Source organism: Hymenobacter terrenus (genome assembly GCF_000972495.1).
Taxonomy (GTDB): Bacteria; Bacteroidota; Bacteroidia; order Cytophagales; family Hymenobacteraceae; genus Hymenobacter; species Hymenobacter terrenus.
Genome location: NZ_LATM01000034.1, coordinates 15451 through 38545, shown reverse-complemented (window position 1 = coordinate 38545; position 23095 = coordinate 15451). Strand labels below are relative to the sequence as shown.

Sequence of the window (23095 nt, the reverse complement as noted above, 5' to 3'; positions counted from 1 at the left end):
TATAATGGATGACGAGCTTCTTCTCTGCGCGGGCCAGCCCTCTTTTTATCAGCAGCACCGAATGGGGCCACGTAGGAGTCGCGGGAGGTTCTCCCGACCACGCCAATTACCGCCGATGGAAGGTCTTGCCGATAGCTTCCGGAACGGAGAGGAATATTTCGCCAAATAGGGCGCTTAGGAAACTAAAGTTTCGCCGCTTCTGCGGCGGCGCCGTAAAGGGATAATTCTACCTTTACTTAGCTACTGATGCGCTACATCTATCTCCTGCCGCTGGCCCTGCTACTGGGCTGCGCCACTACCGACCAACCCGCCATCGAAACGCCGGGCCTGACCAAGGCCCTGAACGTCAGCAAGGCGTTCGACGTGCCCGCGCTGGTGGGCATGAACGCCGACCAGATTGCCCAGCCTTTAACCGGTCAATCCATTCGGCCCGACCATGACCTGACGCCCCGCACCCTGCCTTCAGGCTCTACCGAAGCCCTCTATACCTACTGGCGCGACACGATGGCCCTGGCCGTTAGCTACGATCCTACCACCCTGCGCGTCAACAGCTTCTTCATCAAAACCAGGCACGGCCTTACGCCTGACTACGCCACGCTGCTCCGGTTGGCCAACGTCAGCCGGTACGATAAGCGGCTGAGCGTCGAGCCCATTGCCTCCGTAAATAATCCCAGGCTCTACACGGGGGTGAAACTGGTGCCGCTGCGGTAATTGTGGGTGTCGTTAGCCCATAACTCCTGCTTGCGTTAGCTGCAACGCGGGTTTATCGGCTGCAAGCAACAAGCGCTACCGCGTGGTCAGGCGCTGCGCCAGCACTTCTATGTCGGTGCGTCGCGCCAGTACGGTCAGCCAGGCGGCCGGGATGCTGGCTTCGCCATAAGCCAGACCAGCCAAGCCGCCAGCTACGGCAGCGGTAGTATCGGTATCCTCACCCAGGTTTACGGCGGCTAACACCGTGGCGGGATAGGTATCGTGCCGCAACAAGCACCACAGAGCGGCTTCCAGGGTGTGTACCACGTAGCCGGAAGAGCTTATTTGCTGCTCCGATAAAGCAGGTAAATCTCCTCTTAACACCGCGTTATAATGAGGTATTTCGTGGAAAACAAGCTCACTGGCTTGTTTATGCAACCAGGAATTGACCAGCGCCGCCGACTGCTCATAGGCGACCATGGGAGCCTCGCCACGCACAAGCTGACGCGCCATCAACAGGTAGAAGAAGCACCCCAGCGTGGACCGGGGATGCCCATGCGTTACCGTCGCCACGGCGCTCGTCAAGGCCCAAGCGGCATTCAGGTCCAGCGCCTCCACCTGCCAGGTTTGATGAAAAACCAGGGGTAAAATCCGCATTAGGGCCTCGTTACCATTATCAAACTCCGAGCGCGGCCCGGCCAGTTCAGGTGCTACACCGCGTCTCAGCTTGTTGATGGCAGTGTGCGTGGCGCCTCCCACGTCAAAGGTTTCGCCGGTCGCGGTCCAATACCCATTATCCAACCAATTGATGCAGCGACGGCCAAAATCAGCTAAGTCCGGTGAGACTGATAGTCCATCGCGGCGGGCGAGGGTTTCGGCCAAGCAGAAGGTCAGTGAGGAATCATCCGACCATGTTCCGGCGGGCTGGCGGTGCGTGCCATAAGCCCGCATGCCGGTGACGGGGTCGGCAGCCCGGACCTGGCGGCTTTCGAACTCAACGGGGACGCCCAGGGCATCGCCGACCGCTACACCTAACAGGGCAGCCCGGGATGCAGAAACAAAGGACTGTGGCTTGGTCATGGCGCAAACGTACTAATTAGCCGGCTTTGCCACAGCCGTTAGCAGCACGGCGTAGCCCGGCCATAGTCTCCGCTGCCGCACCTGGGTGAAGCCCGCTTGTTCCAGAGCCTGCCGCAGGGCCGAGAAATCGGGGCCGACGCTGGCGTACCGGGCTAGTTCGGCGTGGACATTGGCCGTCGGCTGCAACCAGCCCAGGCAGGGAACGAGCAGGGCCAGGTAGTGCAGCATCACCTGCCGACGCCAGCCAGAGTCGGGCAGCACAAACTCTACCAGCGCCACTTCGCCGCCGGGACGCAAGAGACGGGCGGCCTCGGCCGCCAGAGCCGGGTACTCGGCCGGTCGCAATGTCTTCAGACCGAAGGCGCAGGTGACGGCCGTAGCCTGCCCGGCCGGGAGCGCCGTAGCCAGGGCATTGGCTTGGTACAATGCGAGTTGGGAGCCTGCTGCAAGGGCTGCGGCGCGAGCCAGCATGGGCGCCGAAAAGTCGACGGCCGTAACGTGCAGCCCGGCGCCGAAGCGGTGATGGAGGGCCGGCCAGAGGTCGGCCCCACCCGCCATCAAATCGACTACGTGGGCAGGGCCGGTGATGGGCTGGCGCAGGGCGTGGGCCAACTGGTGCCGCCAGCGCCCGAGTTGGCCCCCTGACAGCCACCGGGACCAGCCGTAAGTTTCGGCCATTTTATCAAATAACGCCCGCACCTGGGCCGGCCGATAACGGACCGGAACTGGGGAGACTACGACCGGGCTACTCATGGGTATTCTCGGCTTTTGCTTTGATGGTGGCCAGCACGCGAGCGTGCATGGCATCGAGCAGGTAATCAGACCATAGCTCCCAGTAAGCGCGAGGGCCAATGGAGTGGCGGTACACGGTGCGGGCCTCCAGCAGCGTGCGGCCGCCCGGCAGGGGCCGCAGCCGGAACGTACCGCTATCGACCTCAAAATAGCCGTGCAAGTGCGGCGCGTGAATCTGGGGGTAGGGGCTCAGCTCCCGCATGGGAGCCGGCATATCGAGCGCGGGCACGGCAAAGGTGAGCGAGCGGCCCGGCTCCCAGCCCACCACCGGCAGGCGAGCCGTTCCCTGCGAATACTTGCACACGAGGGTGTGGCGCCCCGTAGCGCTGTCCAGCGCGAAAGCCGTGCGGGTGGGATACACCACCCCGGCCCGAAACCAGCCCGTGGCCGCCGGATACTCCACCGGCCGCAGCAGCGCCGCCCACACGGCCGCGGGCGGCGCATTCACGGTGAGCTGCGTGGTGATGAGCCGCGGCACCACCGGCGCGGGGTTGCGCACCTCGTATTCCTGGGCGGCCGGATACAGCAGCAGCACCATCGTGAGCATGGGCAAGGGCCGGGCCGGGCCAACTACACTCACCAGCACCTGCCCCAAGGCGGCCCCAATCAGAGCGATAACAATGGCAAATGGCAGGGCCATCAGCAGACAGATAAGGCCTTCACCTGCGGAGCCAAGCAGCATGGCCATCGACATTAGCACGGCCATCACGCCGACCACCGTCCCGGCAACGGGCCAAATGCGCCGGCCCGCCGCCGGCCGCGCCCACTGGTGCAGGATGACCGCAAAGAAGCTGCTGATGCCCGGCGACAAGCAAAAGACTACTGCCCCGTACGATTGATAAACGCCCACCGACAGCCACATCAGCCCGCAACCCAGCGCCCCGGTCCCCACAATGGCCAGCACCGCGCATGCCCCGGGGCTGCGGCGCAGCTCCTCCCAGGCGGAAAGGCGTTCTATCGGGCCGGGGGCCGGTTCTTCGGGTGGCAGAGAGGCTGTGGGGCGGGGCGTCGGGTCGTCCGAGGCGGGATGCTGCGGAAAAGGCTCCATGAGTAAGGTTGATAAAGTACCTGCACAATAAAAAGAACGGCCGAGCCGACCGCCGGGCAACTGCTACATAAACAGCTTCATGAACTTGTCCCAGAACCAGCTTTTTTCGGCCTGCATGAGCCGGTTGAGCAATTTTTCCGACACGTTGGCCAGCTGCTGGATGTCGGTGAGGGCCGTGTGGAAGGCACGGTACTCGGCATCGGCCGGGTCGCCGGGCAGGTTGGCCAACTGGTCGAGGCTGCGTTTCATCTGGTCGAGCTCCCGGCGCTTACGGGCGCGGATGATGCAGCGCGTGACTTGCAGCATATCCTTTTCGGCCACGAAATACTCACGGCGCTCACCGGGCCGCAGCTCTTTGTAAATCAGGCCCCAATCGAGCAGGTCGCGCACGGTCATGCTGGCATTGCCGCGCGATATTTTCAGCTGCTCCATGAGGTCTTCGGTGCTTAGGGCGCCGGGGCTCACCAGCAGCAGCGCGTGCACCTGGGCCAGAGTTTTGCTCACGCCCCAGCTCGCGCCAGACACGCCCCAGGTGTGAATGAACTGGGCTTTGGCCTCGGCCAGCGTCAACGCGGGCGTAGTATTAGTATTATTATCGGTCGGATTCACGAGAAAGTAGCTTGGATTAGGCACTGAGTAGGTTTGCCACTGCCTGCTCACAGGTCGGGTATTGGAACTCAAAACCCAGCTCTAGCAGGCGCTGCGGGTACACTTTGCGGCTTTTGAGGATTAATTCGGTTTCCGTCCGCAGAAGAAAAGCTCCGNTTTTGAGGATTAATTCGGTTTCCGTCCGCAGAAGAAAAGCTCCGATTTCGAGCAGCCATTCCGGCTGGGGCAACCGGAGAAGCGGGCGCAGCTGGCGGCCGAGCAGCGCGTTGAACTCCTTATTCGGCAGCGGGTGCGGGGCGCACACGTTGAAGGCGCCAGCTTCGTCGGTTTTCGTAGCCAGAAACTCCACGATGCGGCAAAAATCCTCTACGTGCAGCCAGCTCACCCACTGCCGCCCATTGCCCTGGGGCGTGCACAGCCCAAGCTTGGCCAGCTTCGCCATCACCGGAAAAGCTCCGCCGTCCCGGCCCAGTACGATGGACGTGCGCAGCGCGACCTGGCGCGTGCCGGGCGTCGCGCAGGCGGCAAACGCTTCTTCCCAGGCCGTCGCCACTCCCACCGAAAAGCCGTCCCCAATAACACCCGCGGCTTCGGTATTGGCCGGCTGGTCGCCTGGAGTATCCGTGTAAATGGTGGCCGTAGATGAGTTGAGCCACACTTTCGGCGGCTTGGCGCAGGCCGCCACAGCTTGGCCCAGCACGTGGGTGCTATCTACGCGGCTGGCAATTATTTCACGCTTATTGGCTTTACTATAGCGGCAATCGACGGTGCGGCCGGCCATATTGATGAGGATGTCGGCACCATCCAGCTCTGTAGTCCAGGGGCCCAGCGTGCTAGCGTCCCAGCGAAGGTTATCAGGCCCCGCCACAGTGCCCCGGCTAATGATGACCACCCGGTAGCCCAACTGAGTGAAATGCCGGTTGAGGCGGCTACCCAGAAACCCGTTGCCGCCAGCGATGACAATTTTTGGCTTGCTCATACACTCCTGCCCTATTTGGGTGACAGCAGGCCGGCCTGTTCCGGCTTGTTCCCATTAGCTGGGTCAAATGTATCACAAGTTTCAATAATTATTGAAACTTGTGATACATTTATTTTATGACTGGGCATTCTGCATAGTAAGTAAAGGCTATGCTATTGCTTGAATTATTATGCTCAGTTAGAGCACTGCCAGTGATTGAGCGCCCGGCATTTTTCTATTGTGTAAGGTATTATAGATGATTTCACGTCTACGAAGCAAATACACATGCCAGCAGTTATGAATAGCAAATTACTGGGCCGCTATCATCGGCACCCTATGGGGGGTGCTGGTCCTCCACAGGGCGGGGGCAGACACGGCACGCCCTTAGCGGCCTTGTGCGTGGCATCGATGGAACAATCCTGCCGGGGGCTACCGTGGCCCTGGGTCGTCGCCACGCAAAGCATCCTCAATACGTCCCCGGGCGCTCCGGGGGGCTCCGACGCCGGCCAGTCAGGTTGTGCGGGCCCACATCTAGTCCATGGAAGTGTGCGCAATGCCTCAAGTAACCATCCCCTTCACCTTGCCGTTGGTTCACTGCCTTTATTCGACGCTTCATGGACTTGGGGCAGCGCTTCACTCTTTTTTGCTGGGAGCCAACCAGGATGCAGGTAGTTCTTCGCACCATGTATTCCCTGGTCGAAGGATAGTTAACCTGGTATCAACCCTGTTCGGGCCTACTTCCTTCGCTAATGACTCCTGTCTGCTTACCGCGCCTTGCGTTGCTGTTCTATTCACTGGCAACTTTTCCATTATCAGCTGCTTAGTACGCACCTCCACTCTTTCACCGTTCGCTCCTATGAAAAATACTACTTGGCAGCACCTGCTCCCGTCATGTGCGGCAGGCAACCCGCCGACGGAAACACCCCAGCCTGACTTTGGGCTGGCCCATCTTCGATTTTATGGAGGGGGTGCTTTGGGTAAAGCGGCAATTCACCATTCGGCTTTCAGCTACCGAACTGGTGGAACTGCACTTGATTCAACTTTTACTCAGCGCTCCCAAGCAGCCTTTACGGCAGCCCCTGTGTGCGCAATTCTTCACGCACCTGCTCTATCTTGGTTATGAGATACGCTTATCCGATGCAAGCGGTGCTGGCCCGGTGGTTTGGCTGGTCCGCCTCTATAGCCGCCACAGTCTTATTGACGGGTTGCGACCTGTTCGAGTTTAGTCCCAACGAAATACGCACGCCGGAAGCGTACCGTGACTTAACCAGCAAGAACCTGACGGCCCTGCAAGCCCGCCCCAATCCCTGGGGCGACGACAGCCTGCGGTTCGTGTTCATCAGCGACTCACAGCGCTTCTACGACGAGGCAGAGGCATTTGTGGAGAGTGTTAACCAGCAGCCAAACGTGGCCTTTGTGGCCGTGGGGGGGGATATTTCCGATTTCGGGCTGGTGCGCGAAATGCGCTGGGTACACGACCGACTCAAGGACCTGAACGTGCCCTACCTGACTGTCATCGGCAACCACGACCTGGTAGCCAACGGCCGCAAGGCTTACCAGCAGGTGTACGGCCCGCTTAACTACAGCTTTACCTATGCCGGCACGCGCTTCATCTGCGTCGATACCAACGGCCGGGAATATGGCTTCAACGGCCGCGTGCCCGATGTGGACTGGGTGCGCGCCCAACTGGCCGATTCGGCAGAAGTCCAGCGGCAGGTCGTGATGAGCCACGTGCCCCCCATGGACAATGATTTTGACCGGCAGCTTGAGGTCCCCTACGTGCAGGCGCTGGGAGACGCTCCCAAATTGGTGTTTGCACTCAACGGCCACCGCCACAGCTTTGGCATCTCCCAGCCGTACGAACTGAATCTGCCCTTTATCGATTCGTACAGCTTCGAAAAGCGCCAGTATGTGGTGCTCACCATCTGGGGCACGAAGGGCTTTCGACTTAATACCGTGCGGTACTGATGCGTTATTCCCTCTCTTGCTGGGTACTGCTAGGCTGTGCCCTGAGCGTGGGGCCCCACGCCGCGGTGGCCCAATCGGCTTTTCCCGCACCGTCCGACACGTTACCGCACCGTCCTTGGTATGTGCCGCACCACGTGGTGGGTCAGTTCGCAGGGGGGCAAGGCCTGGCCACGATCGGCGCCGGGTACGGGCTGAATCGCAACCGACTGGAACTGGACCTGCTGGCGGGCTATGTGCCCCGCAAATACAGCATCACCGCCATGGGTATTTTCACCGCTAAAGCCACTTACATGCCCTGGACGGTTCCACTCGGACACCACGGCTGGGCCGTGCGTCCGCTGGCGCTCGGGGGCTTCGTCAACTATACCGCCAGCCGGGGACTGAATGCCACCTGGGACGACAAGTACCCTGCTGGCTACTACTGGTGGTCGGCGCACTTCCGCTTGGGAGTCTTTATGGGGGGACGTATTGCCTACGCACTGCCTTCTCGTCGGCCCACTCACCCCCGCCGACAAGCTTCGGTTTACTACGAGTTTGGCTCCAACGAATTATACCTGGTCAGCTGGTGGAGCAATCCGAGGGCACTGTCGCTGCTCGATGTGGCTACGCTGGGAATAGGGGTCAAGCTGGATCTGTGATGTCCCCAGTAGTTCAGAACAGCTCCTGGCTTCCCAAAACGTGCTTTTCAGTGCTCGGCCTACTACTAACGTGGCGCCTTGCGGCGGCTGGGCACGACGATGTGAAAACCCACCATTTTGCCGTTATGGGCCATGACCGGACACGCTGCACGCGCTGCAACTCCGTCTTGTTTTAAAGTATATCTGAGAAGTGTTCAGCCTTCGGCAGTAATGCGCTGGGCTAATTTAGGAATGCGCTGAGCTACTACTATAGAACGCTTGTCGCACCTGACGCAGAAGTTCCTCACCTGCCTCTTTATTCGGGGTGGCGGGCAGGTTGGAAGCCGCAAAAGCTGTTTCTACCCGTTCCACCAGCTGCTCGGCTTCAGCTACCAGCTCCTCGTATTCGAATTCGCCGCGCCGGATTTGCAGGAGAAATTCGCGGTTGGGGCGGCGCACGTGTAAGTGGCCGGTTTCGGCAATTTCCTCGGCCATTTGTAGCAGGCGGAAGACGTGCAGCATATTTTTGGCGTCGTAGTTTTTGCCGTGCTGCACAGTGTTCTGGTAGCGCTCGGCATTGCGCTTTTCCACCCACTCCCAGTACTCCCGAAACGCGCGACAATAGGTGCTGTAGCCGTTGCGGTTGAAGGACAGATAGGCCACGGGCTCCTCCCCTTTCGGCACGGCGGAAAGCAGGACGTCCTGCGAGGTTTCGGGGTCGCGCACGAGGCCGCGGTAGCCGTGGCGACGCTCGGGCGTGACATCCACAAACAGCGCGTACAAATCGGTGAGATGCGGCACGTTGGTCAGGCCGCACTGCGGTGCTTCGTAGCCGTTGCGGGCCAGCCAGGCCGCAATTGGCTGGGCACCCGCCCCTACCGTCACGTAGCAAAAGTCCAGCACCGATTTGCGGGCCGGGGGCTCCGGGTGGTTAATTTTCTTGTTCAGGCCCTTGGCTTTGCGAATTTGCGCCACGGCGTATTCGGCAAAGCTTTGGCGGCAAAGCTTCGAGAGGAAATCCGTGGCTTGGAACTGCTCGAACAGCGGATGTTGGTGGATAATGCAGTCAGCTGGCGTGCCCAGTAATTCCAGTACGGTGGGGTTGTTTTTCAACAATAATTCCACGAAGCGACGCAGCTCATAGAATACCTCATCGTTGGTTTCATTAGCCACCTGTGGCACGTAGCCAAGGCCAAAGAAGTAGTCTTTCGGCAGGATGAATACACCTTTGAGGTCGGTGTCGGAATGCGGCAGATTGGTCCCGTAGGCCCGGCTGCCGCTGATGGCTTCGAAGAGAATAAGGTTCTGGCGGCGCAGGTCGGCAATAGTGAGCATGGGCGGTAGCGCGAAGCTTCAGCTTTGTACGTTATTGGATGCTAGATAGTAGTCTTAAAAGAACAGCGCAACTAGTGCGACCGGCATGCGAAGCCGTAGCTACTTGCCTATGATTCGGCCAATAACGCCCGAAATAAGGTATCCAGGTCTGCTGCCACGGTGCCGGCTCGTGGTGCCAGCAAGGTTTCCCGGGCCAGTTGGCCCGCCACGAATTCTTCCCGCAGAAACGCTACCAGCGCCGGAGGTACGAGCACCATGGTTTTTTCATTGGCAGTGGCTTTGCGGGCTAGCAAGCCATCTACCGCCGCTGCCAGCGTGGTGGGCAGCACCTCCCGCAACGGTGTGAATTCCATCGGGGGCAGGGTACTACGCACACGAATCCAGCGGGCGGCCAGGGCTGAGCGCAGGGCATAGAAAAGCCTTTTCAGCCGGACCTCCTCCCCCGCCAAATCTTCTTCCACGCCGCGCCGGAGCTGGCCAAGGTAGTGGTGCAAGCCAGCTTTCAGGTTGAAGGCGGCGGGCAAGAACGGGGCCAACCGAGCCCGGAAATCCGGCGCCTCCTGGTACACCACCGGCGATTGCAGCCACTCAAACAAGGCGGCGTTGGAGCCGCGCAGCAGGCGCAGGGCTTTGCGCAGCTCCCAGCCGGCCAGGTCCAGCTCGTCGTCCACGGGAAAATTGAGCGTGTCGGGGCCTTCGTCCAACGTCAGGTACCAGTCGGGACGGTGGCAGTAGATGAAGCGCACGTCGTAGTCGGAATCAGGTGAGGGAAAGCCCCAGGCCCGGCTGCCCGACTCGCAGGCGTAGAGGATGCGAATGCCGTGCGTGGCTTCGAGTTGGTTGAGAGCGGTTTGGATGCGGATAAGCATAAAGTAAGCACAGGAGCAATGGCTCTAGGCGGCCCGGCGAAAGTAGCACGAACAGCAGCATAGACCTGTTTTCCCGGGCTCGCCTCTTTTCAAGAGCATTGGGCTGCGCAATGCCTCAGCATCCCTGCCGTTTTTGGCCACCGTTCTCGAGTTGGGACTGAATAAAATTGTTTTTGCCTAAGCTTGATGCACCCTAGCCTTCACCATCGGCCAACCGCCGCTTAATCTGGCTTCTCCAAAGCTGGCATTGCTCTTGTACTATGCTTATGGCAACGGTCTTTACCCACCTCAATGAATAATATGCGGCATGCATCATTTGGCTATCGGAATTCTTAGAGGAGCCGGTTACATTTGCTTTTAACATTTTCTACAATTCATTTAAACCCACCCCACCATGACCAAACGTTTTTTCGGATTCGCCCTGCTCCTCGGCCTTGTGCTGACAACTTTTACGGCCATGGCCGCCGGCGACCCCGACGCAGCCCTGGGGGTATGGAAAAACGGGGAGGGCACCGGCATGATTCAGATTTTTAAGCAGGGTGACAAATACTTTGGGCGCTTGGTGTGGCTGAAAGTCCCCAACAACCCCGATGGCACGCCCCGTACCGACGTGAACAACCCCGACGAAAGCAAGCGTAAAACGCCACTCAAGGGCCTCGTCAACATGCGCGACTTCACCTATACCGGTGACAGCAAGTGGGGAAATGGTAAAATTTATGACCCTAAGAACGGCAATGACTACAGTTGCGAAATGACACTGACCGACCCTAACACTCTGGAAGTTCGGGGCTTTATCGGGGTGTCGCTCTTTGGCCGGACCGATGTGTGGAAGCGTCAGGTTAAGAAATAACCCCGCTCCCCGTAACTATTTCCCGAGCCGCAGACCGCGGCTCGGGATAATTTATTTTCAGGCCATTTTATCTTTAGTGCTCACTGCATGAAATACTCCTACTTAGTACTGGCTGGCTGGCTACTTACGGCCGCGCCCGCCGTGGCGCAAGTCACCGACACGACCCGCACCGCTACGCCAGCCACCGACGAAAACTTCGATGAATTCGGCGATGCATCGGCCGGCGGCGGCACCTACAATACGCAAAAGGTGCTCTATATCTCACCCACCAAGCTGATTTCGGTGGGCTACGAGGTTCAACTGCCGTATGACCTAACGTCGACGGGCCCCACCCCCGGTACCACCACGGCCGAGACCCGCATCAGCAGTGCCCGCGGTATCCGGCTGGCCTTCAACGCCCCGCTTATTTCGCGTAACAACTTCGTTTTCAACCTGGGCCTTACGTACTGGAACACCAGTCTCCGCCTGGACAACCCCGGGCGCTCCCCCTACTTCAACCGGCTGAACGACGGGCTGCGTACCACCGGCCTGAACGGCACCGTCTTCAAGCCCTTCGACAACAAGCACTTTCTGCTGGTTCAGGCAAACGCCGACCTTAACGGAAACTACCGCGGTTTTGATGATATTTCGGGCAAGCAGCTGACCTACAGCGGCACCGGCATCTTCGGCTGGAAGCCCAACGACAACCTGCAGTGGGGCCTGGGCCTGACCCGCACCTACCGCGCAGGCCAATTGCTCTACATTCCGGTGCTGCTCTACAACCGCACCTTCTCGCCCAAGTGGGGCTGCGAAGTGGTGTTCCCGGCCCGCGCCGAGCTGCGCCGCAACTTCGGCACTACCGCGCTTCTCAAATTCGGCTACGAGTTGGAGGGCAATACCTATTACCTGGGCAAAGTGGGGGCCGATGACGTGTACCTGCGGCGCGGCGAACTAAAGCCCCGCTTCACTTATGAGCAGCAGCTGACAGGTTTTATCTGGGTATCGGCCCAGGCGGGCTTACGCTACAACTACCGCAACGATGCCTTCCGCAATCAAAATCCCACCGGCAAAAAAGAAAGTCTGCTGGGGTCGGAGCCGTCCTTATTCAAAAACGAGCTGACCAACCCGCTTTACTTTAATGTCAGCCTAAATCTGGTAAGCCCATAATTCGGCCGTCGGCTTTATACTCACGACAGAAAGGAGCTTCCTGGCTGGAAGCTCCTTTTTTGCATCAAAATTTTACTGTACAGGAATAAAGCTCGTTCAAAATCGGCATCTACGTGACTGTGGAGCTGATGCGGCCCCGTATGGATAGACGCGTTGAGCGGACCTTGCAGGAGATGCCAAACGGCGTAGTCGGGCACGGGCTATACCGAGCGTTCAGCATCTCGCTTCGGGCTAATGCGACCAGGTTATCGAAACCGCTAGCCCCGCTACAGGCTGTAATAGTTACCTACAAGAGGAAGGGATATTTATCGAAATTTTTACTGATTTTGCGGCTGCTTGCCCAATGCGCGGGCGCCGTATTTCCGCTTTTTATCCGCAATAATGGAAGACCTGACCGAAGAGGAGTTTGAGGCCAAATGTGATGCTCTTGTGCTGGAATATGCGGCTTCCGCATCCCCGCGCATCTGGCACCAGATGGTCATGGACTGGAACTGGGACAGTGGCTTATACTTCTTCGAATGGCTGCTAAACAACCCTTCTACCGACCGTGCCACGGCCCTCATGATGTACTGGATGGGCGGCCCCCGCTGGTTCAAGCAGGTGGCGGACCGTGCCGCTGCCCAGGCTTCCAGATCCGTGTTTATTTCACTCAAATCCTTCGATTTCAGTGAGGCGCTGGAACAGCGGTACTGCGCCGGCTATTTCACCAATAGCCAATTTTCCTTCGACCCGGCGCACGACTCCAACGGCTATGACTGGACCAGGGAATACGCCGATAAGCCCGCCGTGCGGGAGATTCCACCTTTGCTGTTTCAAAAGCTCAGCGGCGAAATCGTAGAGCCACCCGTTGGCTTCACCGAAGGCTTACCCGAGCCCCTCTACCAGCAGCTGGAGGCCCTCAGAGACGAATACTACGACGAGTGAGGCGAGCGGCAACCATCTCATTTACAGAGCCCGAATGCTCCGAAGGAACTGCGGGACTGGGGTGACTGAGCTACTAACAGATAAGGTTCTGGCTTGCCATAGCGGCCAATTTTCAAAACGGATTGATTGAGCGGCGAGCAACCACGCCTATTAAGGGGAAATGGCGCGAGTTGGACATTAACGAATGTCGAGTACCTTGAGCCAGTTAGAGCGGCTCCGGCAACTAGCTCAATTACTCATCTTCTCGCTATTTCTATGCGTTCCTTCACGTCACGGCTGTTGCCAGCTGGGGTATTGGCCCTATCCCTCTTCAGCTGCCAATCCAATTCTACTTCCAAGACCACGGCTGTTGCGGATGCTGCGAAAGGCTCCTCGTCCTCACCAGGCGCTATTCAGGCGGGAGAGTTAGGGAATTACCTCCAAGCAGTGTCCGCGGATGAGATGCAGGGGCGCAAGCCGTTTACGGTGGGTGAAGAGCGCATCACGACCTACCTCGCGGCCCAGTTTAAGCAGCTGGGTTTGCAGCCGGGGCCCAGCGGCAACTACTTCCAGTCGGTGCCACTGGTGGAAATCAGCGTCACGCCCGCTCCGACGATGCAGATTACGGGCAAGGGCCAGAAGCTGAGCTTGCAGTACAAGACCGATTACGTGGTGTTTACGCAGCGCGAGCAGCCCAGCGTGGCGGTTACCAATTCGCCGCTGGTATTTGCCGGCCACGGCGTGGTGGCGCCCGAATACGGCTGGGACGACTACGCCGACCTCGATGTGAAGGGCAAAACCGTGGTGGTGCTGGTGAATGACCCCGGCAACGCTAGCCAGGACTCTACCCTTTTTAAGGGCCGCGCCATGACCTACTACGGCCGTTGGAACTACAAATACGAGGAAGCCGCCCGCCACGGCGCCGCCGGCATTCTCATCGTGCACGACACCAAGCCAGCCGCCTACCCCTGGAGCGTGGTGCTAAGCGGCGCCGTGGGCCCCAAGCTGCGCGCCCAAACGCCCGACCGCGGCGCCAGCAAGTGCGCCATGGAAGGCTGGCTCACGCTCGACGCCGCCAAACGCCTCTTCACCGCCGCCGGCCAAAAATACGAGGCCCTTTACGCGGCGGCCAATCAGCGCGGCTTCCGGCCCCGGGCCCTGGGCCTCAGCATGAGCACCAGCCTGCAAAACAAGCTGCGCCGCCAGACGTCCAAAAACGTGCTGGCCGTGCTGCCCGGTACTACCCGCGCCAGTGAATACATTATCTACTCAGCCCACTGGGACCATTTCGGCGTGGGCAAAGCCATTGCCGGCGACTCCATCTACAACGGCGCCGTGGACGACGGCACCGGCCTGGCCGCCCTGCTCAGCATTGCCAAAGCCTTCCAGACGGCCCGGGAAAAGCCCGACCGCAGCATCGTGTTTCTGGCCGTGACGGGCGAAGAGCAGGGCCTGCTGGGCTCGGCCTACTACGCCCAGCACCCGGTGTTTCCGCTGGCCAAAACGGTGGCCGACCTCAATATGGATATGCTCTGGCCCTACGGCCGCATGAAGGACCTCACCGTCATCGGCTACGGGCAGTCGGAGTTGGAAGACTACGCCCGCGCCGCCGCCAAGGAGCAGGACCGGTACGTTCTCCCCGACCAAACGCCCGAAACCGGCATGTTCTACCGCTCCGACCACTTCAACTTTGCCCATGTCGGCGTGCCCTCGCTCTACGCCAGCGGCGGCTTCGAGCACCGCACCCAGGGCAAGGCCTACATCGCCGAAAAGCGCCAGAACTACACCACCAACATGTACCACAAGCCCGCCGACCAGCTGGACCCCACCTGGGACCTCACCGGCGTGGCCGAAGATGCGCAGCTCTACTTCCGCGTCGGCCAGCGCCTAGCCAGCGAAACCACGTTTCCGAAGTGGCGCGAAGACTCGGAGTTTAAGGGCGCGAGGGATAAGATGGCGGGGAAGTAGGGAATAAGCATTACTCAGTTTCCTAATTAAGAAACTTTACCTTTGATAAAGTTGTAGCTTGTGAAGAAAAGTTTCAGGTTCAGCTTTCCGACGAAGTGCGTGCCTTTCTCCGGCTACTGGATGAAAAGGACCGGGAGAAAATTCTGTACAACATCCGCAAAGCACAGCTTGTCAATGATAATGAGCTTTTCAAGAAGCTTACCGATGACATATGGGAGTTCAGAACCCTGTTTAACCGGACTCTCTATCGAATTTTTGCTTTCTGGGATAAGTCAGGCCCGATTGATACACTGGTTTTGACTACACACGGCATCATCAAAAAGACTGGTAAAACGCCGCAAGCCGACCTCGAAAAAGCCGAACGAATTCGTAAAATCTATTTTGAACAGAAAATTAAATAACCATGAAAGCTGACGATAAAATGAAGTTTTATTCGCTAGACGAAGTTATTGATGAACACGTCGGCCCCATTGGTACGCCCAAGCGCGATGCCTTTGAGGAAGAGCTACGCCTTGATTTGCTGGGCAAAGCCATCAAAGAAGCCCGCCTGCAACGCAACCTTACCCAGCAGCAGCTTGGGGACTTGGTGGGCGTGCAAAAAGCCCAGATTTCTAAGCTGGAAAACAGCCTGACCGATGCGCGTTTTGAAACGGTGATGAAGGTATTTAAGGCGCTGAATGCGAAGGTCAATTTCAGCGTGGAGCTACTGAATCAGAGCTTGCCAGTAATTCAATAGCAATTCGATTAAAACTCGCTATCAGCTAATCCAACCATTTACATAGGTTAGGTCAACAGCTTCTCCATCTACTCTTACCAAGTAAGTATTTCCTCGACCACATAGGCATGATTCTTCAACAAAATAATGTTGCTCTGACTCAACTATTTTTGTAATTGCACAAGCGGCATAGTTCTCGCTTACGCATTGTTTGGGAATTACCAGACCATCAACTAAATTTTTTTCAAAGAGCATACGTTCGGATTTATAGCTATACTTTCTATCATCCGGAAAATGCTTTAAGTTATTAACTGTGTACCAAGGGTCTAATAAGATACGCTGTTCATCAAGCTGCTGTTGAGAATATTTAGCCGCATCCAGTTTATTCAGCACTAAAAGAATTTTGTAGATTGTCTCATCAACCGATTTTTCAGTCCGTAATAATGGGTCGCCCTTAAAAAACCGTTTGAAAAAGCTAACTCGGGGCATTGCTAATAGTTTGCGCTTAACTGACGAGTAGCGCTCTAATTGCCTTTCAAAGACAGCTTCCGCATTCGCAGCTTCTTGATGTAAATATGCCAACATGAGGTCCTCATCTGCGCCCAATACAAATATGCGCTCTGAATTCACCTGCTCTGCGTCTGTAATGTCTTTATCCATTACTTGTTCAAGCACTTGGGCTAATTCAGGTGTTTGAATAGCCTTGCCCATATTCTGCAAATAGCGACGCCCCCAACTACTTTGCGCAAACTTGTCAGGAGCCCGATTTAGGAGTTCTAACGCTACCCGCTGATTTACTAGCCAAATAGGGGTATCGTGTATCAATACACCTACTGAATCTGAGCCATACTTTTCTTGAATGACAAGCAAGTCTTTGATATAAATTTCCCTAACCTTCTGGGCATGGGAAGTGAGACCTATAAAAAGCAACAATATCCAGAGGTACAATCTTTTCATGGTTTATAAATTATAAATCAGCTAATTATTGTACTACAGACGCGGGTCCACCGCCTCGCTTTCCAGCGCGAGCACGCCGAAGACGCATTGATGTAACCGGCGCAGGAGCTGGCCATCAAGAAGGCTCTGAACGTAAGTTTCCACTTCAGCGCGGAGTTGCTGAATCAAGACATTCGTAGTTCTACTCTTTTACAAAAAGAATAATTCATAAAACCTGGCCAAACAATGTTGCTCAAACTCTACAAAAAGGAGGACCATATTCTACACTATTGGCAAACCTGGAATAAAAACTCTAAAAGCGGGTTCATCAACTGGGGAATTGTCGGTGAAAAAGGCTCGAAGGAAACTATAAGAGCAAAAAATAAATCAGAGTTCGAAGCGCTGATTCAAGAGAGGATCAACGAGAAACGGGAGAGCGGATTTGCAGAAGCTGTAGCAGAAGATATTCTCGTCATTGAGTACGAGGCTGAGAATATGACTGCTAACAAACTAAAAAAGCTCCATCGGTTGGGCGACCACCTTGACTATTTGGTTGGATATACTGGATTAGGAGCATTAGATGGTCACGGATACGGCTTTGGGAAAATGGATGTAAGTGTAACTGTAGTAGACTTTGAAATTGCTAGAAGAGTTATAGTAGCAGATCTGGAAGACACGATATTTGGAAACTATATTAGCATTACGAGGGTGGATTTTGATGAGGGTGCGGAAGATTAGCAACGAGGAGACGCGAAGTGCCGCGTCTCTACATGTTATCGATACAAACCTTCGCCGTTATCGTTTTCCGCCTCCCAGCGGCTAGGATTGGTCAAAATATACGTCTGGATGCGTTTCAGCTCGTTTTGGCTTCGCACTATCCTTTCATGAAAACGAGCCTGCCATTGAAATTCGATTTCGTGATAGCGCGCATAAGTTGTTACCGCCGATTTGAATCCCCGCAGTACCGATGCTAGATTCTGCGCTTGAGGACCAAATCGGTTTTCGTATGCGTGTAGAGACGCGACACTTCGCGTCTCCTCGTTATGGCCGCTAGAACTGTTCTTATCAAAAAGTAAGACCCCGTGCAGATGGTCGGGCATTAGCACAAAAGCGTCCAGCTGCACAAATGGAGCGAAATGCGGAATAGCAACCCAACATTCGGCAGCCTTTTTACCTAGTGCAGTTGGCTGTAAAGAAGCTGCGTTCCAATCACTATCTGGCACCTCAATGTTTCCAAAGTAAGGCTGCCGGTTTTTGGTGCAAATGGTAATGAAATACATACCTGTCTGCCCGTAGTCATAGCCCGGCAAGCGGGTAGATGGAATCCGGTATTTATCCTGGTAAAGTGGCGGTTCCTGCATGGTGGGAATGTAGAGACGCGACACTTCGCGTCTCGGCGCTTGAACGATGATTTGGGAAGGTACAGAGTAATTCTATACCGGGTCGTTCAACGAGGAGACGCGAAGTGTCGCGTCTCTACAATCGCTCTGATTTCTACAACCGCGGGTCCACCGCCTCGCTTTCCAGCGCTAATACGCCGAAGACGCACTGGTGCACGCGGCGCAGGGGCTGGCCGGCCACGAAGCGTTCGATGCCTTCGACGCCGAGGGCGAACTCGCGCAGGGCGAGGTTGCGCTTGGCTTTCACGTTGCGCTGGCGGAGGCGGTCGAGGTTGCCGGGGAGCAGGTAGTCGGGGCCGTAGATGATGCGCAGGTACTCGCGGCCGCGGCACTTGAGGGCGGGCTGGAGCAGGCCGCCCCGGCCTTCGGGCACGAAATCGTAGGGCTTTACCACCATGCCTTCTCCCCCTGCAGCCGTCAAGTCGGTCCACCACTGGATAGCGGCTTCTACTTCGGCAAGGTCGTGGAGGGGGACGACGCGGTAGGGCGTGGCGCGGAGCAGAACAGGGTCGGCCTGGGCAAGGGTGCGCAGGGTTTCCATGTGCCAGGCGTGGTCGCGGTCGAAATAGGTCTTGCCTTCGGTGGCTAATAAATGAAAGGGCGCCAGCTTGAGGTCGTCGAGGGAGTGCACGGGCCAGCAGTAGCGGCGGTAGGCGTCGGCGTAGTGGGCGGCGGCCTGGTGGCGGGCGGTGGTGCGGGCCAGCAGGGCTTCGGCGCCGTCGAGGTTGCGGGCGGCGGCTTCGGTGAGGACGGCTTCGACCTGGGGCAGCGCGGCGAGGGCGGCAGCGGCCACGGCGGCGTACTGGTTTTTGACCAGCTCCTGGGCTTTGGCCGACCAGGGCAGCAGCTCGGCATCGAGGCAAACCCAGTCGGTGTCGAATTTCTCCCAGAAACCGGCCGTGCTCAGGGCGTCGCGCAGGCGGGCGAGGAAGGCGGTTTCGAGGGCGGCGTCGGTGAAGAAGTTGCGGCCGGTGCGGGTGTAGCACTTGCCGATGCCCTCGCCCACGAGGCCGAGGCGGCGCTGGATGGCGGCTTCATCGCGGCCCAGCACCACGACCACACGGCTGCCCATGTGCTTTTCTTCACACACCACGCGCTCCACGCCGAGGCGCTTGTAGTAGTCGAAGGCTTCGGCGGGGTGTTCGAGCAGGTCGGGCAGGGCCGAAGTTTCGGTGGGCGACATGGTGGGCGGCAGGTACAGCAGCCACTTGGGGTGCAGGGCGAAGCGCGACATCACCTCCAGGGCGGCCACGGCGTTGTCTTCGCGGATGGTGACGCCGCGCATCAGCCGGGTTTCGATGAACTGCTTGCCGGTGACGTCGCGGATGTCGAGCAGGTCGTCCTGCTGGTGCTGGGCCGAAAGGTTGGCTTCTGGTTGCTCGGTACTGGTTTTCGGTTCGTTTTGGCGAGCGGCTTGCCGTTGGAGGGCGCGGTAATTGAGCGGGCGCACGGGCTCGCAGTAAACCTGCGCGGCGGGCACTGCCACGAGCTCGCGCTCGGGGTAGCGCAGGGCGGTGAGGCGGCCACCGAACACGCAGCCGGTGTCGAGGTCGATGGTGTTGTTGAGCCATTCGGCATCGGGCACGGGCGTGTGGCCGAAGGCGACCATGGCGCGGCCCCGGTACTCGCGGGCCCATTCGTAGCGCACGGGCAGGCCGAATTCGTCAATCTCGCCGGTGCTTTCGCCAAACAGCGCGAAGGCCCGCACGGCGCCCGAGCCGCGCCCCTGCATCTCCTCGGTGAGACCGGCGTGGGCCACCACCAGCTTGCCGCCGTCGAGCACGTAGTGGCTCACCAGGCCGTCGAGGAAGCGGCGCACCTCGCTTTTGAAGGCTTCGGGCTCGGGTTCGAGCTGGGCCAGGGTTTCGGCCAAGCCGTGATTGATGGTGACGTTTTTGCCGTTGAGGTGGCGCAGGAGCTTGATGTCGTGGTTGCCGGGCACGCAGAGGGCGCTGCCGTCGCGCACCATGCTCATCACGAGGCGCAGAACTTGCGGGGAGGCGGGGCCGCGGTCTACGAGGTCGCCGAGGAAGATGGCTTTGCGGGTCGTTCGGGTGGGGGCCTCATCCCCCCGGCCCCCTTCTCCGGTGGAGAAGGGGGAGCCAGACGATTCTTGACCGCGCAGGACCGGTGCTCCCTCTCCATCGGAGAGGGGGTCAGGGGGTGAGGCCCCCGCCTGAACGGCCAACGGCGCCACCACCCGCACGCCCAAATCCCGCACGTCCGTAATCGGCTCCTCCGTAATCTGATACCCCAGTTTCTCCAGCAGCGTGCGCAGCTCCTCGTAGCAGCCGTGGATGTCGCCGATGATGTCGAAGGGACCGGTTTCCTCCTGGCGGTTGTTGTAGAGGCGGTCGCGGTGAATGTGCTGAACGGCGTCGATTTCCTCCGCGCTGCGCAGGTGGTGGATGTGGCGGAAGCCCTCCTGTTTCAGACTGCGCAGGCTGCGGCGCAGGTCCTGGCGGTGCCGGGCGATGACGTGCCGGCCCAGGTGGCGGCGGTCGGGGCGCTGGGCGTTGCGCTGCTGGGCCACCGATTCGGGCACGTCGAGCACGATGGCCACGGGCAGCACGTGGTATTGGCGGGCCAGGGCCACGAGGGGCTTGCGGCCTTCGGCCTGCACGTTGGTGGCATCGACCACGGTGAGCAGCCCGCGCTTCAGGCGCTTGGCCACCAGGTAGTGCAGCAGCTCAAAAGCGTCTTTGCTGGCCGATTGGTCGTTTTCATCGTCGGCCACCAAGCCCCGGCAGGCATCCGACGACACGATTTCCGTGGGTTTGAACAAGCGCCGCGCAAACGTGGACTTGCCCGCGCCCGTGCTGCCGAGGAGGAGGATGAGGGAGAGTTCGGGGACCTTGAGGGTATCTTGGGGCATTGGAATGGATACGGTGTAGCGTTGCCGAATACAAGATTAGGCACAACCACCCACTATTGACTCATTATCATGAAAGTTGGCAAGCAATTCAACACGCTCACTTACGGGGAGTATCTGCACCTGATTGAGAACCACAAGAAGTTCACGGATTTCAACACGCTGGGGCTATTCCGCTCCATTGTAGAAACCACGAAGCTGACCCTCGAAGAGAAACTTAAGTTGCGGAAAGTTGCGGTTGCTACTTTTACTAAGACGTTTGAATTTCTGCAATTGAAGGACCCGGTGACATATTTCGAAGTGACAACGCTGGGCGAAACACTAACCAAAGCCAATGAGAACCAGGCTTGGGAAGATATTCGGCACAACCAGCAACGGATACTGAAAAGCAAAAAGCTGAATCATCGCAGTTTTGGCACCTATTCGAAGCACCTATGTGGCTATGAGACTTGTGAACTCAATGGGCTGATGATTAGGCAAGGTTCTGGCTTGACTTATCCATTAGCTTATTGCAGAAGAAGCATGCCATTTGACACAGATAAAAGTTGGTGCGCTCCTTGGGAGAAATCCGAAACGCAAAAGCGAAATAGAAAATCTAATCGGCGAATCATCGCTCAAAAAATTGCGGAGGAATAAAATATTTCCAGTTGACTAATCAACATCTATTTCCGGTATGATGCAATTGATACTCGCCGACCCTAAAGAGGAATTGTGCCAAGCTTGGCGAGTAGCTTTCGAATGTTACTCAGAGGTTGAAATCTTTTACGGAAGGTTTGAGAACATCCAACAATTTGACTGTATGGTCAGCGCGGCAAACTCGTTTGGTTTGATGGACGGTGGAGTAGACCTGGCAATAAGGAATTATTTCGGCAATTCGCTTCAATTGCAGGTTCAACGAACAATTATTGACAATTACAACGGCGAGCAACCGGTGGGAACAAGTTTTATTGTCGAAACTAACCATCCTGACCATCCTTTCTTAGCACACACGCCGACGATGCGAGTGCCGATGCCGATTGATAATACCGACAATGTTTATCAAGCAATGAAGGCCATGCTTCAAGCAGTAAAATCTTTTAATGCTGAAGACGAAAGAATAAAAACCGTTGTTTGCCCTGGATTGGGCACCGCTACCGGAAGGGTTCCATTTGAAGAAGCCGCTAGGCAGATGGAAGTAGCTTATCGATACTATAAAAACCCGCCTCAGATCATAAACTGGCCCTCTGCAGCCGCAAGGCACAGAAGCATCATGAATTATTAAACACCGCCATCTGCACGGGCGCGCCGACGCCTTCCACCTCCTCCCCCATCCCCACCAGCCGCACCTGATACCTGTGCCGCTCCGCCACGGCGGTGGCCCAGGCGGCAAACTCGGCGCGGGACCATTCGAAGCAGTACTAATCGTGGCATGTAGCGTGATTTGCTGCTAAAGCTGGGAGGTGGAACCTTTAGGGATGGCCTACCACTCGTCGTTTTCCCAATACTCGTTCCAGCCCAGCTTGGCCAACACCGGGTCGACGTCGCCGATACGGCCCCCCGCCTGCTGCTCCTGCATCACCGGAGCGGGAGTTACGGCGTCGAGGACGTTGGCCCAGGCCGCCGGGCGGTGCCGGCCGGTGCGGTTGTCAGTCCAGTCGCCCCGAAACAGCAAGCCGCCCCCGGCCGTGGGGTTGTAGCTCGTGCCCCAGATATCGGCCAGGCGAAGCACGCCGTGGCGGTTTTCGTAGAGGTCGAGCAGGGCCTCGCCGCGGTACACGCCCGCGCCTTTGGTGGTCGGGTCCTCGCGCAGCTCGTAGTTGGCGCGCACCACGAAGGTCGCCACCGAGTCGGTGGGCTGGTAGCTGTTGTCGACATCGAGGCGGGCGTTGAACACCACGGCCCGCACCGTGATGGCACCGGCAAACGGCGTGATGACCTTGCGGTAGCGGTTGCGGCCCCGCACCCAATACAGCTCGGGCCGCAGCGAGTCGCGCTGCACCTCGTCGAAATAAAAAGAAATGCGGTAATGGTCAGGGCCGTAGAAACCCTCGATGGCGCGGGGGCTCAGCGCGTCTTGCTCGCCATTGGCCCAGAGTGGCGCCAGGTCGTGGCTGCGCAGCAGCTCGCGCGCGGCGGGCGTGAGCGTGTCGGTGGCGCTGAGAAGCGGCAGGCGCAGCGGGGCCGCCCGGCGCAGGCTGTCGGCCAGCATAAAGGCCTGCTCTTCGGCTTTGGTGTACGTGGTGTCCTCATCGCTGGACGTTGCGGCCGCAGTGGACGCCCCGGATGCTTTGGCCTTGGGTTGGCAACTCGCCAGCAGGCAGCTACTCAGAGCGAATAGGAAAAGGTATTTCACGCGGGTT

General features: G+C 58.0%; 24 protein-coding genes. 12 read left to right on the top strand and 12 right to left on the bottom strand.

Annotated features, from left to right (window positions below; translation table 11 throughout):
- Positions 1–246 precede the first annotated feature (246 nt).
- Complete coding sequence (locus tag WX88_RS23445; RefSeq protein ID WP_046246856.1) at positions 247–711, top strand: hypothetical protein; 465 nt, start codon at positions 247–249, stop codon at positions 709–711.
- A 75-nt stretch (positions 712–786) separates the two neighbouring features.
- Here WX88_RS23445 and WX88_RS23440 read toward each other — a convergent pair whose 3' ends face one another.
- The 5 genes from WX88_RS23440 to WX88_RS23420 all read right to left on the bottom strand — a co-directional run bounded on the left by WX88_RS23440 (position 787) and on the right by WX88_RS23420 (position 5198).
- Positions 787–1770, bottom strand: a complete 984-nt coding sequence (locus WX88_RS23440; protein WP_046246855.1) for an ADP-ribosylglycohydrolase family protein — start codon at positions 1768–1770, stop codon at positions 787–789.
- A gap of 12 nt (positions 1771–1782) precedes the next feature.
- On the bottom strand, positions 1783–2523 hold the full coding sequence (locus WX88_RS23435) for a class I SAM-dependent methyltransferase (RefSeq protein WP_072053090.1): 741 nt from the start codon (positions 2521–2523) through the stop codon (positions 1783–1785).
- Positions 2516–3610, bottom strand: coding sequence for an SRPBCC family protein (locus WX88_RS23430; RefSeq protein ID WP_046246853.1), 1095 nt, complete (start codon positions 3608–3610; stop codon positions 2516–2518). The genes WX88_RS23435 and WX88_RS23430 overlap by 8 nt, the downstream gene beginning before the upstream one ends.
- Before the next feature lie 63 nt (positions 3611–3673).
- Positions 3674–4219, bottom strand: a complete 546-nt coding sequence (locus tag WX88_RS23425) for a GbsR/MarR family transcriptional regulator (RefSeq protein ID WP_231590779.1) — start codon at positions 4217–4219, stop codon at positions 3674–3676.
- Between the two features lie 16 nt (positions 4220–4235).
- Positions 4236–5198: a TIGR01777 family oxidoreductase gene (locus WX88_RS23420; protein ID WP_046246852.1), complete on the bottom strand. Its 963-nt coding sequence runs from the start codon at positions 5196–5198 to the stop codon at positions 4236–4238.
- Between the two features lie 1098 nt (positions 5199–6296).
- On the opposite strand from WX88_RS23420, the gene WX88_RS23415 reads away from it, so the two are divergent.
- On the top strand, positions 6297–7145 hold the full coding sequence (locus WX88_RS23415; RefSeq protein WP_082116265.1) for a metallophosphoesterase family protein: 849 nt from the start codon (positions 6297–6299) through the stop codon (positions 7143–7145).
- Positions 7145–7783, top strand: a complete 639-nt coding sequence (locus WX88_RS23410; RefSeq protein WP_046246850.1) for a hypothetical protein — start codon at positions 7145–7147, stop codon at positions 7781–7783. Before WX88_RS23415 ends, WX88_RS23410 begins: the two co-directional genes overlap by 1 nt.
- 225 nt (positions 7784–8008) lie before the next feature.
- On the opposite strand, the gene WX88_RS23405 is transcribed toward WX88_RS23410, so the two are convergent.
- Both WX88_RS23405 and WX88_RS23400 read right to left on the bottom strand, forming a co-directional pair.
- Entirely contained in the window at positions 8009–9097 is a 1089-nt protein-coding gene (locus WX88_RS23405; RefSeq protein ID WP_046246849.1) for a nucleotidyltransferase domain-containing protein, read from the bottom strand.
- Positions 9098–9204: 107 nt separating this feature from the next.
- A complete protein-coding gene (locus WX88_RS23400; RefSeq protein ID WP_046246848.1) occupies positions 9205–9966 on the bottom strand; it encodes a nucleotidyltransferase domain-containing protein in 762 nt (253 codons plus the stop codon).
- A gap of 394 nt (positions 9967–10360) precedes the next feature.
- Between WX88_RS23400 and WX88_RS23395 the strand changes: the two genes are divergently transcribed.
- From WX88_RS23395 to WX88_RS23370, 6 genes are all read left to right on the top strand, one after another.
- Positions 10361–10816, top strand: a complete 456-nt coding sequence (locus WX88_RS23395; RefSeq protein WP_046246847.1) for a DUF2147 domain-containing protein — start codon at positions 10361–10363, stop codon at positions 10814–10816.
- A gap of 87 nt (positions 10817–10903) precedes the next feature.
- Positions 10904–11962, top strand: coding sequence for a DUF6268 family outer membrane beta-barrel protein (locus WX88_RS23390; protein ID WP_231590778.1), 1059 nt, complete (start codon positions 10904–10906; stop codon positions 11960–11962).
- A gap of 381 nt (positions 11963–12343) precedes the next feature.
- Complete coding sequence (locus WX88_RS23385) at positions 12344–12886, top strand: DUF4274 domain-containing protein (protein WP_046246846.1); 543 nt, start codon at positions 12344–12346, stop codon at positions 12884–12886.
- Positions 12887–13141: 255 nt separating this feature from the next.
- Positions 13142–14833, top strand: coding sequence for a M28 family metallopeptidase (locus tag WX88_RS23380; protein ID WP_046246845.1), 1692 nt, complete (start codon positions 13142–13144; stop codon positions 14831–14833).
- A gap of 95 nt (positions 14834–14928) precedes the next feature.
- Positions 14929–15234, top strand: coding sequence for a type II toxin-antitoxin system RelE/ParE family toxin (locus WX88_RS23375; protein ID WP_046246844.1), 306 nt, complete (start codon positions 14929–14931; stop codon positions 15232–15234).
- 20 nt (positions 15235–15254) lie between these two features.
- Positions 15255–15569 (top strand): helix-turn-helix transcriptional regulator, encoded by a 315-nt coding sequence (locus tag WX88_RS23370; RefSeq protein ID WP_046246870.1) that lies wholly within the window; start codon positions 15255–15257, stop codon positions 15567–15569.
- Between the two features lie 21 nt (positions 15570–15590).
- Here WX88_RS23370 and WX88_RS23365 read toward each other — a convergent pair whose 3' ends face one another.
- Together WX88_RS23365 and WX88_RS31015 are read right to left on the bottom strand one after the other, a co-directional pair.
- Complete coding sequence (locus WX88_RS23365; RefSeq protein ID WP_046246843.1) at positions 15591–16505, bottom strand: hypothetical protein; 915 nt, start codon at positions 16503–16505, stop codon at positions 15591–15593.
- A 33-nt stretch (positions 16506–16538) separates the two neighbouring features.
- Positions 16539–16673 (bottom strand): hypothetical protein, encoded by a 135-nt coding sequence (locus tag WX88_RS31015; RefSeq protein ID WP_197076914.1) that lies wholly within the window; start codon positions 16671–16673, stop codon positions 16539–16541.
- Positions 16674–16730: 57 nt separating this feature from the next.
- Here WX88_RS31015 and WX88_RS23360 point away from each other — a divergent pair, with 57 nt between their 5' ends.
- Positions 16731–17222, top strand: a complete 492-nt coding sequence (locus WX88_RS23360) for a hypothetical protein (protein ID WP_052733031.1) — start codon at positions 16731–16733, stop codon at positions 17220–17222.
- Between the two features lie 35 nt (positions 17223–17257).
- On the opposite strand, the gene WX88_RS23355 is transcribed toward WX88_RS23360, so the two are convergent.
- On the bottom strand, positions 17258–17845 hold the full coding sequence (locus WX88_RS23355) for a transposase (RefSeq protein WP_046246842.1): 588 nt from the start codon (positions 17843–17845) through the stop codon (positions 17258–17260).
- Between the two features lie 133 nt (positions 17846–17978).
- Positions 17979–20759 carry a polynucleotide kinase-phosphatase gene (locus WX88_RS23350; protein ID WP_046246841.1) on the bottom strand — a complete coding sequence of 927 codons (2781 nt, stop codon included), beginning with the start codon at positions 20757–20759 and terminating at the stop codon, positions 17979–17981.
- Positions 20760–20828: 69 nt separating this feature from the next.
- Between WX88_RS23350 and WX88_RS23345 the strand changes: the two genes are divergently transcribed.
- Positions 20829–21392: a hypothetical protein gene (locus tag WX88_RS23345; RefSeq protein WP_046246840.1), complete on the top strand. Its 564-nt coding sequence runs from the start codon at positions 20829–20831 to the stop codon at positions 21390–21392.
- Positions 21393–21429: 37 nt separating this feature from the next.
- Positions 21430–22017 carry a macro domain-containing protein gene (locus WX88_RS23340; RefSeq protein ID WP_046246839.1) on the top strand — a complete coding sequence of 196 codons (588 nt, stop codon included), beginning with the start codon at positions 21430–21432 and terminating at the stop codon, positions 22015–22017.
- 198 nt (positions 22018–22215) lie between these two features.
- Here the strand turns inward: WX88_RS23340 and WX88_RS23335 are convergent, their stop codons facing one another.
- Positions 22216–23088 (bottom strand): hypothetical protein, encoded by an 873-nt coding sequence (locus WX88_RS23335; protein WP_046246838.1) that lies wholly within the window; start codon positions 23086–23088, stop codon positions 22216–22218.
- Positions 23089–23095: the final 7 nt, after the last annotated feature.